General features: G+C 58.3%; 12 protein-coding genes. 4 read left to right on the top strand and 8 right to left on the bottom strand.

The features are described from left to right. Positions 1 to 277 precede the first annotated feature (277 nt). Together ACHFGA_RS03240 and ACHFGA_RS03235 are read right to left on the bottom strand one after the other, a co-directional pair. Entirely contained in the window at positions 278 to 985 is a 708-nt protein-coding gene (locus tag ACHFGA_RS03240; RefSeq protein WP_394280996.1) for a hypothetical protein, read from the bottom strand. A 777-nt stretch (positions 986 to 1762) separates the two neighbouring features. Continuing rightward, complete coding sequence (locus tag ACHFGA_RS03235; protein ID WP_394280995.1) at positions 1763 to 2188, bottom strand: cupin domain-containing protein; 426 nt, start codon at positions 2186 to 2188, stop codon at positions 1763 to 1765. A gap of 88 nt (positions 2189 to 2276) precedes the next feature. Here ACHFGA_RS03235 and ACHFGA_RS03230 point away from each other — a divergent pair, with 88 nt between their 5' ends. Both ACHFGA_RS03230 and ACHFGA_RS03225 read left to right on the top strand, forming a co-directional pair. Next, positions 2277 to 2954: a TVP38/TMEM64 family protein gene (locus ACHFGA_RS03230; protein ID WP_394280994.1), complete on the top strand. Its 678-nt coding sequence runs from the start codon at positions 2277 to 2279 to the stop codon at positions 2952 to 2954. 10 nt (positions 2955 to 2964) lie between these two features. Further along, complete coding sequence (locus tag ACHFGA_RS03225; protein WP_394280993.1) at positions 2965 to 3525, top strand: MarR family transcriptional regulator; 561 nt, start codon at positions 2965 to 2967, stop codon at positions 3523 to 3525. Here ACHFGA_RS03225 and ACHFGA_RS03220 read toward each other — a convergent pair. Genes ACHFGA_RS03220 through ACHFGA_RS03210 form a run of 3 tightly spaced genes read right to left on the bottom strand, consistent with a single transcriptional unit; the run spans position 3494 to position 5986 of the window. Then, a complete protein-coding gene (locus ACHFGA_RS03220) occupies positions 3494 to 4705 on the bottom strand; it encodes an SPFH domain-containing protein (protein WP_394280992.1) in 1212 nt (403 codons plus the stop codon). The two genes, ACHFGA_RS03225 and ACHFGA_RS03220, sit on opposite strands and share 32 nt — an antisense overlap. A 2-nt stretch (positions 4706 to 4707) precedes the next feature. Next, the gene (locus ACHFGA_RS03215; protein WP_394280991.1) at positions 4708 to 5136 is read right to left on the bottom strand and encodes an NfeD family protein; all 429 of its coding nucleotides are present in this window, start codon (positions 5134 to 5136) and stop codon (positions 4708 to 4710) included. Positions 5137 to 5146: 10 nt separating this feature from the next. Further along, the gene (locus tag ACHFGA_RS03210) at positions 5147 to 5986 is read right to left on the bottom strand and encodes a DUF3097 domain-containing protein (RefSeq protein WP_394280990.1); all 840 of its coding nucleotides are present in this window, start codon (positions 5984 to 5986) and stop codon (positions 5147 to 5149) included. Positions 5987 to 6019: 33 nt separating this feature from the next. Here ACHFGA_RS03210 and ACHFGA_RS03205 point away from each other — a divergent pair, with 33 nt between their 5' ends. Continuing rightward, the gene (locus ACHFGA_RS03205; RefSeq protein ID WP_394280989.1) at positions 6020 to 6766 is read left to right on the top strand and encodes a hypothetical protein; all 747 of its coding nucleotides are present in this window, start codon (positions 6020 to 6022) and stop codon (positions 6764 to 6766) included. On the opposite strand, the gene ACHFGA_RS03200 is transcribed toward ACHFGA_RS03205, so the two are convergent. The 3 genes from ACHFGA_RS03200 to ACHFGA_RS03190 form a co-directional block, all read right to left on the bottom strand. Then, the gene (locus ACHFGA_RS03200; protein ID WP_394280988.1) at positions 6763 to 7794 is read right to left on the bottom strand and encodes a ferrochelatase; all 1032 of its coding nucleotides are present in this window, start codon (positions 7792 to 7794) and stop codon (positions 6763 to 6765) included. The genes ACHFGA_RS03205 and ACHFGA_RS03200 overlap by 4 nt on opposite strands. Before the next feature lie 44 nt (positions 7795 to 7838). Continuing rightward, complete coding sequence (locus ACHFGA_RS03195; RefSeq protein WP_394280987.1) at positions 7839 to 9752, bottom strand: DIP1281 family NlpC/P60 protein; 1914 nt, start codon at positions 9750 to 9752, stop codon at positions 7839 to 7841. A 448-nt stretch (positions 9753 to 10200) separates the two neighbouring features. After that, positions 10201 to 10674 (bottom strand): DUF6676 family protein, encoded by a 474-nt coding sequence (locus ACHFGA_RS03190; protein ID WP_394280986.1) that lies wholly within the window; start codon positions 10672 to 10674, stop codon positions 10201 to 10203. Positions 10675 to 10962: 288 nt separating this feature from the next. Between ACHFGA_RS03190 and acnA the strand changes: the two genes are divergently transcribed. Further along, the coding region (gene acnA, locus ACHFGA_RS03185; RefSeq protein ID WP_394280985.1) for an aconitate hydratase AcnA at positions 10963 to 13687 on the top strand (2725 nt) is incomplete at its 3' end.

The raw sequence follows: 13687 nt of genomic DNA, 5'->3' as shown, positions 1-13687 counted from the left end.
GACATACCGCCTTCGTCGAGGCGTTCGAAATACATCCGTACCGCGCGCTCGCGGGTCGCGGGGTCGTACTTGCTTTGGCGGGGCATGGGGTTCTCCTTGTTCGGGTAAAACCCTATCTCCACCAAACCCAGTCCGCCTCATATCATGACTGCTAGTGCACTTGCCAGTGTTATGACAACTGTTCTCTTCGAAACACCACTAAAAAACTGTCGAGTCTGAGGGGTGTCGACTTTTCTTTTTATTCCTAACCAAGTAAGCATCTGCGAATCCTATCGGTTTACAGGTACTGGTATACAATTCCGCCCAAGCAGGTTACTGCGCCAAGTACGCCAAGACAACGCGCAATTACTTTTTTGATATGTTCCCTAAGCGTCGGATCAGCAACGATTCCGTAGTCGAAGCTTTCATTATGCTCTACAACCTGAGTAATCGTGTTTCCGTCAATGGTGAAATATGTGGGAACAGCGTCGCCATCGGCATCGTAGGCCCATGGAGCGTCGACTGATGCGACAATATTTGAGTCTGCGTCCAGGGCATCAATTCCGCCGTCTTCTCGCATCGCTAAGCTGGTGTACTCTCCAGTCATCTCAAATGAGTATGAAGTAGGCGCATCGGGTGAGTCGATTTGAATTACAGCCCGTGAGTCACCGCTCTGGAGGTTTTCGTAGATGATGTTGTGGTCATCACTAGCTACTGTTGTTATTTTTCCCTCAACGTAGGTAGCTCCTCCTAGATTTGTTTTTAGGCCTACGTTACCGTTTTGGAGCTCAGAGCTATTTCCATCGGTGGCCACTGTTGGGTATGAATCTACAGAGGCTTCAATGTCTCCTTGGCTTTCGAGTGTCTCTAGGACTTCGAGAGGTTGGGAGGTTTGTCGTTCTGTTTCACTCTTTGACAGCTCCGCAGCTTCTGCAGGTACTGCCATACCGATAGTTAGAGTGCTAGTGATTGCCAGCAACAGGGTGGATGAAAGTGCTCGTTTCATCTGAGCTCCTTAGAAGATAACCTGTGTGTGACTTACAACATAGTTTAATGCGATTTAGATGTCAACGTTTGTGCAGGTCATCTACTTATCTGCAAAAAATTCTAAGAGTGAAGCGTTGTATGCAATGACAGAAGTTGAGGAGAGGCCCGCAAATCGGTCGGTCAGGCACGTATGCCAAAAACTTTTTGGCCCTCAAAACCCCTCCTTCCTCAGCCGGTTTCACATCAATCGACCCAGAAACCACCGCGCAAGAATCTCAGGCTCTTCTGTACTCGTTCCTCGCACCTTCTGCCTGATTTTTTCACGGCCCGCTGGTCTCATGTGTAAAGCCGCGCGCAACTTTTTGTGCGTGGACGTTATCGGCGTTGCCGCCGATGACCCGTCACACCTCATGCATCCAATGACTCAGGACCTTCTTTTTGAGTGACTCGTAAATGGCGAGTACATCTAAGCACCGGTCGGAGCAAGCCATCTACTTAGGTAACCTAAGTGCTTGTTTCACTAGGTCTATCCGGGTTTTACCCGGGCGCTGCGCTGGGCTTTTTGGCACGCTCTTAGCGTGTGTTTTTCTTTTGACTGCTCGCTGGTTGGTGGCGAAGCGTAGCCCCCGAACACAGCCAGTCAAGGGCGCTTTGCGTCGCTACGCGATGGCGCAAGCGCCACCCTTGACGGTCTGTGATCTTGGGGGCTTATGCTCCGCTTATCACTACCCTCGAAGGATGAGGAAAACTCCCGAAGCACCTTGCAATGCTTCGGGAGTCCCCTGCCTAGTTATGACTAGTGCTGCTCGTTTGGATCGTTGTCCGCGTCTTCCTTCGTCTGGTGGAAGGTGCCCTTCACGTGGTCTGGGGCAGCGTAGATCGAGTACAGCTTCACTGGCTCGTCGCCATCGTTGACCAAGTTGTGCCACTTCCCTGCCGGGACGAAGATCGCGAAATCATCCTCAACAACCTGATCAATGTCCAAGTTGTCTTCGCTTTCACCAATCATGATGCGGCCCTTGCCGCTCTCGAGGCGCAGGAACTGATCGTGGTCGTCGTGGACCTCAGCACCAATCTCCCCGCCAGCCGGGATCGACATGACGGTCATCTGCAGGTACTTGCCAGTCCAGAGGGTATCGCGGAAGGCATCGTTCTGCTTGGTGACATCCTCGATGTCCAGCACGTATGGGTTTGGACCATGGTCAGTGCGTAAGTCAGCCATAAAATCTCCTTTGTCCGAACTATTGGTATAGCTCCCACTATAGGAGCATTTAAGGCTTTACGCCGTCACCTCCTAGAATGATGGCATCATGAAAACGCGTACCTGGCGGATCATCGCCATTGTCATTGCGGCTGTAGTTTTTGTTGTCGCATGGGCGCTTATCGACGTCCCCCCGCTGTCTGTTCTGCGCGAGTGGGCCAACACCACCGGCGCCTGGTTCCCCGTGGTGTTTTGGCTGCTGTATGTATTCATCACACAGTTTCCTATCCCGCGTACGGTAATGACGTTATCTTCCGGCATTCTGTTCGGCCCTGTGTGGGGCATTATCATTTCACTGACAGCCACAACAGTCGCCGCCGCGTTGTCCTTGGTGATTGTCCGCGGGCTATTGCGCGATTGGATCGAGCCCCGGCTGACTCACCCCACCGTGGCCACCATCAACGATCACCTGGAGCGCCGTGGCTGGTTGGCCGTGGTGAGTTTGCGCTTAATTGCTGGTGTCCCCTTTTCAATCATGAATTATGTTGCCGCCCTGACGAAGGTGCGGCTGGTGCCGTTTACGCTCGCCACTTTGGTGGGGTCCGCCCCCGGCACGATCCTGATTACGTTGTTCGGCGATACCTTGACGGGCGAGGCAAACCCAGCGGTCATTGCGACGATGGCCATCCTGGCGGTGGTGGGAATTGCCGGGTTGATCGTCGATACGCGAAGGGCGCGTAGCGAAAACCCGCAACCAGTTGACCTGAACGTCAAGCCCTCACAGTAGACTGATAGCTGTGATTGCTGTCCACGCCCGTTACCGAGGCCGCGAAAACCGCCGCGCCGATATTGTCCGCCGTTCCGCCGACGCGCTGGCGACTCTGCCCGGCGTGGGCACCTTTGAGCACGTGGGGGTAGAAGACATCAGGGCACACGTGATGGGCCCCGCCGAGACGTGCGACCTGGTCATGGCGCTGCTGTCGGATGGTAACTGGGCCATCGGCATCGGGATCACCGATCATGGGCCGGCAACGTTCGCCGCCACCGAAGCGGTGGGTACGCGGCCGGCTCAGGTGCGCGTGGTCGTCGACAGTGTTCGAGACACCAGCGATGCCTCCGACATTGAGGCCACCTTCGCCCTGATCGGGCACGTGCTGGCGAAGCGCACCGTCGAGGGGCGGGAGGCCACGTCGCTGGTGCGCAGCGGGCGTAATCAGAACGAAGCGGCCGAGGTCCTCGGTATTTCTAAGCAGGCGATGAGCCAGCGCCTGCAAGCCGCCGGGTGGCAGGCGGAGCAGGCTGGCTGGCGGCTCGCGGTTAACCTGATTACTCGCGCGACCGCTCCGACAACTCCTTGAAGTTGAAGCTCGCGCCCACTTCGCCCGGGTCTTCCGCTGGCCCCGCCTTCGACTCAGGGCCATTATCTAGTTCGGCGGCCAGCGGCGAATCCGCCGGCTTGTTCGCCACCGCGCGGGCCTCTGCTACAGCGCGAGCGATCTCTGGGTCGGTATTGGTCTCAAACCAGGCGTCGGTGTCCTCCTGACCGGCCAACTGCTTGGTCTGCTCGTCGGCCTTCGCAGGTTCGTAGCGGAACACGCCATCGTCGTCCTTCTTGGCGAAGGCCTTCGCGAACTGCTCCAAAGAGTCGCCGAACTGAGACGGGATCATCCACATCGTGGAGGCCTCCCCTTGCGCCATCTGCGGAAGCTTATCCAGGTACTGGTAGGTGAGCACCTCCGGAGTTACCTCGGAGGACTTGATGGCGGCATTAATCTTCTGGATCGCGCGTGCCTCACCCTGGGCTTCAAGGTACTTCGCGGCACGCTCACCTTCCGCGCGCAAAATGGTGGCCTGTCGCTCCGCCTCTGCCGCGAGAATGGCTGCGTGCTTCTCACCTTCAGCCGACAAGATCCGGGCCTGCTTCTCACCCTCGGCGGTCTTGATGTCGGATTCGCGCTGTCCCTCTGCCGTCAGAATCATGGCGCGCTTCTCGCGGTCGGCCTTCATCTGCATCTCCATCGACTGCTGGATGGATGGCGGCGGATCAATAGCCTTCAGCTCAACGCGGCTAATGCGTAGGCCCCACTTCGCTGTGGCTGCGTCCAGTTCGCCGCGCAGGCGCCGGTTGATCGTCTCGCGCGAGGTCAGAGTTTCTTCCAGGGTCATGCCACCGACAACGTCACGCAGGGTAGCCACGGAGATCTGTTCCACGCCCACGAGGTAATTGTCCACCCCGTAGATGGCGCGCGCTGGGTCATTGATCTGGAAGGTGACCACAATATCAATGGCCACAGTCAGGTTGTCTTGGGTAATGACGGCCTGCGGCGGGAAAGATACCACGCGCTCACGGGTATCTACACGCGCGCGGACGCGGTCGATGAAAGGCACTAGCAGCGTCAGCCCACCTGAGACGGTCCGCGTGTAGGAGCCCAGCCGCTCGATCACCGCAGCTTCACCCTGCGGAATCAGTGCAATGGATTTGAAAACGACCGCAGCGATGAGAATAAGTATGAGGATGATTGCAATAGTTGCGACCACTGTTAAGCGTCCTTCCAGACGATAGCGGTTGGCCCGTCGATCTCCGCCACAACAACGGATTCGCCAACGGGAATTGATTCTTGTGGATCGATCGATTTGGCCGACCAGAACGTCCCATCAAGACGAATCTGCCCGCCCGAAGGACCAATGGCTTCAATCACTTCCGCACGCTTTCCGACGAGCGCCTGCGGCGAAGTATCCAGCACCTTCGGCTGGTGGTACCGCTTCTTCAAATACGGGCGAAGGAACCCGATAAGTGCCGCCGACGCAGCCGCGAACACCAGAACTTCAGCCCACAACGGCACCCCGAAAAGCGCAACCCCAGTAGCAGCCAGCGCACCGCCTGCGAGCATGAGCAAAGTGAACTCACCGACAGCCAGTTCCAGGCCGGCGAGGACAAGCGTAGCGATTAACCAAATAAGTGGACCCACGCCCCAAACATTACATATCTTCCTTCGATAACTCAGGCGTTGTCACAAAATCTACCAACCGTTCAACCGCGCCGATCAGCGTGGAATCAAGGTCACGGAAAGAGTTCACCGCGCCATAGACCCGGTTCCAACCTTCCTTCGGGTCCGTCCAGCTCAACCTGCGGCACACACCCGTTTTCCAGTCCTCCCCATAAGGCACCTCCGGCCAGGCATGAAAGCCTAAACGCTCAGGCTTCACAGCTGCCCAAATATCGATATACGGATGCCCCGTCACCAGCACATCGGGGCCCACATTCGCCACCAGTCGGGATTCCTTCGAGCCTTCCACCAAGTGGTCAGCCAACACCCCGATTCGGCGGCCTGGTCCGGGTTGGAACTCGTCGAGACGCGCCGGCAGATTATCCAACCCCTCCAGGTACTCCACGACAACGCCCTCTACCCGCAGGTCGTGCCCCCACACTTTTTCCACGATCGCCGCATCGTGGATACCTTCCACCCAGATCCGCGAAGGCATCGCCACCTTCGCCTGCACGTTCTCCACGCGCCGCGAGCCCGAATTGGACCTGCGCGGGGCTTGCTTTTCGACGAAGCGTGTCAAAGTGACGCGGTGGCCTTCATAGAGGAACGCGCCGGGCATCATCTTGAAGAGCCGCTGCACGCCGTGGCGGTCCTCGAGGCGCACGAAGTGCCCGTCGTAGGTTTTCTCAAAGTTGATCACGGCTCCGACGAAGTCATCCCCGTAGACTTCTACGACGATTCCGGGTTTCGCCGGTACCTCCGGGTACGTGGGCGCTTTGGTGCGGGCGTGGCCAGAGAAAATGTCGCCACTATAACGATCATCAGTGCTCATAACCTGCACAGTGTATCGGCTAGAATGCCGGGAATGGATATGCGCGCCGAAGTCTATTCCCCATTGCAGAACACCGCCGTGTGGTTGGCGGCGTGGCTCTACGGGCATGAGCCGACCGATTCTGTGCTCGACGCCTTCACCGACTTAGGTGGTACGCACACGTGGGATGGTGGCCCCCTCGTCGATATGCTGCGCGAGATCCGAGCAGTGGCCGATATCGATGGCGAGGAGCCCGTTATCCGCCTCATCTTGTGGGGCCCAGGGCAGGCTGCCGGAATACCGGCTGGGTCGCCGGCCGCGGAGGCACTCACCTCGGCGGGTGCGCTCGTCGTTCGCGGCGCTGGCGTGTCGCACATCTTGATCCCGCGTTACGACGAAGGCGGGGTGGCTTGGCGCTGGTTCGAAGAAGAGGAGCGCTTGCCGGAGCCTGCATGGTTGTCTCCCGGCGAAGGTGATCGTCTCCTCTCGCAGGCGACGGACGGTGCAGCGGCTCTCATTGAGGCAATCGGATATAGCACCGATGCATTGCCCAATCCGCGGCTGACGGTGGGCACTTTGGCGGATTTCTATGACACCCCCGGGCTGCCCAGCAGCATCACGCCGCGTGCCGCAAAATTATTTGCCCGTGCGGACCGCGTGGCGGCGATCATCGAAACGGTGACTGACCGGATCGGTGACCACAGCCTTGACCCCCAATTGTTTGCCCTGTGGCGCCACATCCGCACCGCCCGCATGGCAGGCGTGGCGGATGCGGTCCAGGACTATTGGCGCGACGCCTAGTCGTTCTTGCAGCAGCCAGGCGCGCACGGGGCGCCATTAGTGGTGCAGCCTTGTACGGTGATCGTCGATAAGGTCTTCGGGCGTTCGTCAGCGCCGACGTTTTCTGCCAGGTCGACGACCATCTCCGCGAATTCGCGCGTGTGGCCCACCGTTGGCGTGCGATCCAAGGTGATGCCTGCTTCGTCGCACGCTTCCTTCAGCTCGGTGTCCAGATCCCAGATCACTTCCATGTGGTCGGAGATGAATCCGACAGGCACGCAAATCAGGTGCTTGAAGGATTCGTCGTCACGCGCGAGCTCTTCAGTGCGGTCGACGACATCCGGCTCCAGCCACGGGGTGCGTGGGTTGCCGGAACGCGACTGCCAAACGATCTCATAGTCCTTTATGCCAGCGGCTTCGGCGATCAGGCGAGAAGACTCTGCGACCTGACGGGAGTACAGGTGGGCATCGTTCGGTCCGCCGGCGACCTCGTCCGCCGCGGTGGGCACGGAGTGGGCGGTGAACAGGACTTTCGTTGCATCCTTGTCGGACGCTTCCCACGCCTTTTTCAGGTCGTCTGCCATGAGGCGGACGAACGTTGGGTGGGCGTAGAACTGCCACAGCTTGGTGAAGTTCAGCCCGGGTACTGCTTCGCGCATTCCAACGATGTCCTCGTCGTACTGGCGACATGCCGAGTAGCCACCCCACGCAGAGGTAGCGAACACCAGGACATTGCGGTGGCCGTCGTCAGCGATCTGCTGGGCGGTGTCATTGGCCATCGGATGCCAGTTACGGTTACCGAAGTACACCGGAAGGTCATGGCCACGCTCCTTGATCACCGCCTCGACATTGGCGATGATCTCGCGATTGAGGCGGTTGAGGGGGCTCACCCCATCAAAGTGGAAGTAGTGTTCCCCCACCTGCTCCAGTCGATCGCGTGGGATGCCACGGCCGCGCGTGACGTTTTCTAGAAAAGGCACAACCTCGTCATTTCCTTCAGGACCACCGAAGGAAAGGACGAGGAGTGCATCGTAGTCGCTCATAACCATATAGGAGAGCCTATCAAACTTTCGTTTGTGATTGGATTCAGCGCTTAGATCAGGCGAACCGCATACTGCGACATGCTGGACCAGCGGACAGGAGACTTCTTCACAACGTCTCCAGACTGCGGAGCTTCAATCATCATGCCGTCGCCCAGGTAGATCGCCACGTGGTGGTTGCCCGCTGGCCCCCAGAACAGGAGATCGCCGCGCTGAGCCTCACTTGGGGAGATTTGAGTTCCGCGCTGGTACTGGTATCCCGTGTAGTGCGGAAGGGAGATGCCCACGCCCGCAAAGGCGTACAGGGTGAGACCGGAGCAGTCGAATCCGATCTTGTTGTAGTCGCCATGCGCGTCAGCGACGCCGCCATCGCGAATGCCCTTAGTCGGACCATTCGCGTCACCGCCGCCCCAGGCATAAGGAACGCCCAGCTGCGATTCGGCGCGTGCGATAACCGTCTCAATCTTCGCCGCCCGAGAGCTGTCAGAGACGAGCTCGGTAGCTGCCTCAGTGACTTCCTCAGCCGTTTGGATCTCCGGCAGTACGGTATCCAGGTCGGCGGTATCGGTCTCCACAGTGTTGGCCGTGGATGGAAGTCCTGAGGCTGGAGTGTCGGTGGAGTCAGCAGTCTCTGAAGCATCGGCGGTATCCGTGGAGTCCGAAGAATCGGTCTCGTCCGACACATCATCCTGCTCTGCACCGCTAATCGACGAGGAGCCTTGTGCCAGGTCGGCGTTCGACACCTGTGTAGCCAACACAACCAGCGTCGGCGCGACGACGGACGCAACGGATGCGAGATCGCTCTGACTGGACTCGTCGAAGGAACCCTGGGTGGACATCACCGTGTCTACCGCTTCCTCGATCTGCTGCAGAGTCGGAACGGGGATCTCACGGTCCAGGATGGATTCTTCAGCCTTTTCAGTAGCCATTTCAGAGATTGCCGTGACGGCCTGAGAAGACAGCTCCGATGCCGCGTCATTGTCTGCTGCGAAGTCTTCCCCGGACTCCTCAGCAGAATCAGCTTCGCCGTTTAGAGAGCGGGTATCGCTGAAGTACTGGTTTGCGGGCTGTTCAGCAGAGTCTTCCCCGGAATGTGCCTCCTGCTCCTCTGAAGGTTCTTCAGCTGCCGCCTGCTCGCTTGTCGTGGACTCTGCGTCCGTTTCCGCCTTGTCATCAGTGGAGGAGCCGGTAGCGCTTTCCGACGGTGCGGTGGCGCCAGTGGCCTCAGTGCTCTCAGTGCTCTCAGCGGTGGCTGCCGCTCCTGGGCGGACCTCTTCGAGTGCCTCCTGGGCCTCGACAAGCTCATTTTGAGCTTCAACGAGTTCGTCGCTCTTCTCGAGGAGAGCTTCCTGGTTTTCGGTCAGCAGTTCGTTTGCACTTTCCTCTGCCGCTGCCGCCTGGTTCTCGCGCTCTTCAGCAAGCTGGACCGCCAGACGCAGAAGCGAGTCCGCGTTGGCTTTCGCCGTGCGTTCCCCCTCAAGCGCATTGAGGGTGTTCTGCTTCTCGTCGCGCTGTTTCTGAAGGTAGGCGTCGCGCTCCAGAGAGTCCTTGACTGCGTCGCCACTGTCGAGCGGGGCGATGCTATTTCCGGAGCCCCCGTTTCGATACGTCCTGCGCGACACTTCGTCGAGCTCGTCTTGAGCGGTCTCGACCGCGCTTTGAGAATTCTTTAACGCTTCCCGTGCTTCCTCAGCGCCACGACGGGCCTGTTCCGCAGCCGAGCGGGCGTCGCCATAGTCGATGATCGCCTTATTGACTGCTTCACGAAGCGCGCCCATCTCGAGGTTGAGGCGGTCAATCGTCGACTGGGCATCGGAAATCGCGGATACGAGTGAGCTTGCCGACGATCCCTCTTGGGCGACGGCGGGGGTTATCGATGCTGCAAGAGACACCGAGGCGGTGCAAGCGACGGCAGCCGCCCAAGAGCGGGCGCGCACACTCCATCGCTGACGGTTGAGATTAAGCACGAAGGAACTCCTTCATACCGCATGCCGAAGTAGAGCTGGGTGACCACCTTTCTAGGCGGGCTCCAGCCAAACCTCGTCAAGGTTAAAACCTTGACTGCTGCGGTAGATATAGATCGACTACTGATGTGCGGGCACACAAGTGCGGCTATGTAGCCCGATCTACCTAGAAGTATCTGACGCTTGGCGTGCTTCCCCACATGCCCGTGTCTTGTCGATACGCAAGATATTCGTGTTACATATACGCGACTCATGAGCCGACATTGAAACCTTAAGCCACATCACTGGTCAGCCGCACAAGCTTTACCAATTTTCACACCAGTCAAGGCAAACCTCATGACAATACAAGCGCCCCAGCTGGGACTTCGCTAGAAGGCATAAAAAATGTGATTCTCGTCACTCCGAGAATCACGTTAGGGTAACTTTTTGGTTATATTTCAAAAGTCAAGCTTTAGCGCTTGACGAAAAGTGCGGTGAATACGGCAACAGTCACAGTGACAAGCAGGAGGCAAACAAAAACAACACCCCAGGAGATCTCAAGTCCCTGGGAGGCGGAGGCAAATCCCTCCAGCCCGGCCGCATAATCAGGCTGCGCGAGCATCGCCTCCTGGCCCGCTTCGATCTCGCCTCGCGTTAACGTATCACTAACCGCCGCCACCGCATGGGGCGAGCGAACAATGACGGTATCTATCCCTGTTTGCAGATTGAGGTCTTGTGCTAGATCCCGCAGTTGCGCGCCATGCAGATCCGCCCCCTCAACGACCACTACCCCCAACTGGGGGAATCCCTCGTCGGTCACTGCATTGACTGCATTCAAGAGCGATTCCTCTATCCCCCAGTTCGCAAGATTATCCGTACCAAAGGCAATGCCATCGTGGTGTAACTGCTGGGCTAAAGCCTCTAGATCAAGATTGTCCTGACTCATTAGAGTTCCCTTCTCGCGGTCGAATCGGCTTTGAGATTACCTGAACGGGGGTGCCACTCGGACCTAAACATGCCTCAATTCAGTGAGAATCCTCCAACAGAACGCACGTACTGTTAAACTTGGTATTTGACCGCGACAACTGTCATACAATTGACGGTTGACCGCTGTGCTCGCGTTGCGACAAGGAATGAGGTCCGACAGGGCTTTTCCAAGTGATCAACGTAGGCGCCCGCATTAGGGGTCACACCCATTCTGAAAACGGATCACCAACGAGAAACGGAGCTCACTGTGACTGAAAGCAAGAACTCCTTCAACGCCAAAAAGACTCTCGAGGTCGGCGACAAGTCTTATGACTACTTCGCACTCGACGCAGTCGAAGGCATGGAGAAGCTACCCTACTCCCTGAAGGTTCTCGGCGAGAACCTGCTGCGTACCGAAGACGGCAAGAACGTCACCGAAGACCACATCAAGGCAATTGCGAACTGGGATCCTAAGGCTGAGCCTTCCATCGAGATTCAGTTCACCCCAGCACGTGTCCTGATGCAGGACTTCACAGGTGTTCCTTGTGTCGTCGACTTGGCGACGATGCGTGAGGCAATCTCCACCCTCGGCGGCAACCCAGATGACGTGAACCCACTGGCACCAGCCGAGATGGTTATCGACCACTCCGTCATCATCGAGGCCTTCGGTACTGAAGACGCGATGGCAAAGAACGTGGAAATCGAGTACCAGCGCAACGAAGAGCGCTACCAGTTCCTGCGCTGGGGTGCAGAGAACTTCTCGAACTTCCGCGTCGTGCCTCCAGGCACCGGTATTGTCCACCAGGTCAACATCGAGTACCTGTCCCGCGTCGTCTTCGACAACGAGGGTCTGGCATACCCAGATACCTGTATTGGTACGGACTCCCACACCACCATGCAGAACGGCCTGGGCATCCTGGGCTGGGGCGTCGGCGGCATCGAAGCTGAGGCAGCAATGCTGGGCCAGCCGGTATCCATGCTCATCCCTCGCGTTGTCGGCTTCAAGCTGACCGGTGAGATCCCTGTCGGCGTGACCGCAACTGACGTCGTTCTGACCATCACCGATATGCTGCGTCAGCACGGTGTGGTCCAGAAGTTCGTCGAGTTCTACGGCAACGGCGTGAAGTCGATCCCACTGGCAAACCGCGCAACCATCGGTAACATGTCGCCAGAGTTCGGCTCCACCGCCGCGATCTTCCCGATCGACGAGGAGACCATTAACTACCTGCACCTGACTGGTCGCGATCAGGCTGACATTGACCGTGTTGAGGCATACGCTAAAGCACAGGGCATGTGGCTGGACATGGACGCACCAGAGGCTGAGTACTCCGAGTACCTCGAGCTGGATCTGTCTACAGTCGTTCCTTCCATCGCTGGCCCGAAGCGCCCACAGGACCGCATCCTGCTGTCCGAGTCGAAGGAAACTTTCCGCAACCAGCTGCCTGACTACAACACCGCTGGCGAGGACTCCACCGAGCCAGTACGCGCAGAGAAGGTCGACGCTGTTGACTACAACGAGTCCTGGCCAGCAAACGGTGAGTCCGCAGCAGAAGGTGCTGAGGGCCGCGCCTCCAAGCCGGTCATCATCGAGTCCCCACAGGGTGGCGAGTACACCCTCGACCACGGTGCTGTGACCATCGCGGCTATCACCTCCTGCACCAACACCTCCAACCCTTCGGTCATGGTCGGTGCAGCACTGCTGGCACGCAAGGCCGCAGAGAAGGGCCTGACCGCAAAGCCATGGGTCAAGACCATCATGGCGCCAGGCTCCCAGGTCGTCGACGGCTACTACCACCGTGCAGACCTGTGGAAGGACCTTGAGGCTGTCGGCTTCTACCTGTCCGGTTTCGGTTGCGCATCGTGCATCGGTAACTCCGGTCCACTGCCAAACGAGATCTCCACTGCCATCAACGAGTACGACCTGACTGCAACCGCTGTTCTGTCCGGTAACCGTAACTTCGAAGGCCGCATCTCCCCAGACGTGAAGATGAACTACCTTGCATCTCCACTGCTGGTCATTGCATACGCTATCGCCGGCACCATGGACTTCGACTTCGAAACCCAGGCACTGGGCAAGGACAAGGAAGGCAACGACGTCTTCCTGAAGGACGTCTGGCCATCCTCCGAGGAGATCGAGACCACCATCCAGGGTGCAATCTCCCGCGAGATGTACGAGGCTGACTACGCTGACGTCTTCAAGGGCGACGAGCAGTGGCAGCAGCTGGATGTTCCACAGGGTAAGACCTTCGAGTGGAACGAAGATTCCACCTACATCCGCAAGGCTCCTTACTTCGACGGCATGCCAGCTGAACCAGAGCCAGTCTCTGACATCAAGGGCGCACGCGTCTTGGCGAAGCTGGGTGACTCGGTCACGACCGACCACATCTCCCCTGCTTCCTCCATCAAGCCAGGCACCCCTGCTGCAAACTACCTCGACGAGAACGGTGTCGAGCGCAAGGACTACACCTCCTTCGGCTCCCGCCGTGGTAACCACGAAGTTATGGTTCGCGGTACCTTCGCAAACATCCGTCTCTCCAACGAGTTGGTCGACGTCAAGGGTGGCTACACCCGCGACTTCACCCAAGAGGGCGCGCCGCAGGCATTCATCTACGACGCTGCTCAGAATTACCGCGCCGAGGACACCCCATTGGTTGTCCTCGCCGGTAAGGAATACGGCACCGGTTCCTCCCGTGACTGGGCTGCAAAGGGCACCAACCTGTTGGGTGTGAAGGCAGTTATTACTGAGTCCTTCGAGCGTATCCACCGCTCCAACCTGATCGGTATGGGCGTTATCCCACTGCAGTTCCCTGAGGGCGAGTCCCACGGCTCCCTGGGTCTGGACGGCACCGAGACCTTCGATATCACCGGTATCGAGGCTCTGAACGAGTCCGACACGATCCCAGAGACCGTGCACGTCAGCGCTACGAAGGAAGATGGCAACACCGTCGAGTTCGATGCTAAGGTCCGCATCGACACGCCAGGTGAGGCTGAGT

Source organism: Corynebacterium sp. (assembly GCF_043426755.1).
Taxonomy (GTDB): Bacteria; Actinomycetota; Actinomycetes; order Mycobacteriales; family Mycobacteriaceae; genus Corynebacterium.
The sequence above is the reverse complement of the archived record's forward strand: the minus strand, read 5'-3'. Positions and strand labels throughout refer to the sequence as shown.

Bases quoted from the DNA above. Each gene is read 5' to 3' on its own strand.
- ACHFGA_RS03240 (WP_394280996.1), bottom strand. From the start codon at position 985: ATGAAACGAGCACTTTCATCCACCCTGTTGCTGGCAATCACTAGCACT.
- ACHFGA_RS03200 (WP_394280988.1), bottom strand. From the start codon at position 7,794: ATGGTTATGAGCGACTACGATGCACTCCTCGTCCTTTCCTTCGGTGGT.
- ACHFGA_RS03230 (WP_394280994.1), top strand. From the start codon at position 2,277: ATGAAAACGCGTACCTGGCGGATCATCGCCATTGTCATTGCGGCTGTA.
- ACHFGA_RS03235 (WP_394280995.1), bottom strand. From the start codon at position 2,188: ATGGCTGACTTACGCACTGACCATGGTCCAAACCCATACGTGCTGGAC.
- ACHFGA_RS03205 (WP_394280989.1), top strand. From the start codon at position 6,020: ATGGATATGCGCGCCGAAGTCTATTCCCCATTGCAGAACACCGCCGTG.
- ACHFGA_RS03210 (WP_394280990.1), bottom strand. From the start codon at position 5,986: ATGAGCACTGATGATCGTTATAGTGGCGACATTTTCTCTGGCCACGCC.
- ACHFGA_RS03190 (WP_394280986.1), bottom strand. From the start codon at position 10,674: ATGAGTCAGGACAATCTTGATCTAGAGGCTTTAGCCCAGCAGTTACAC.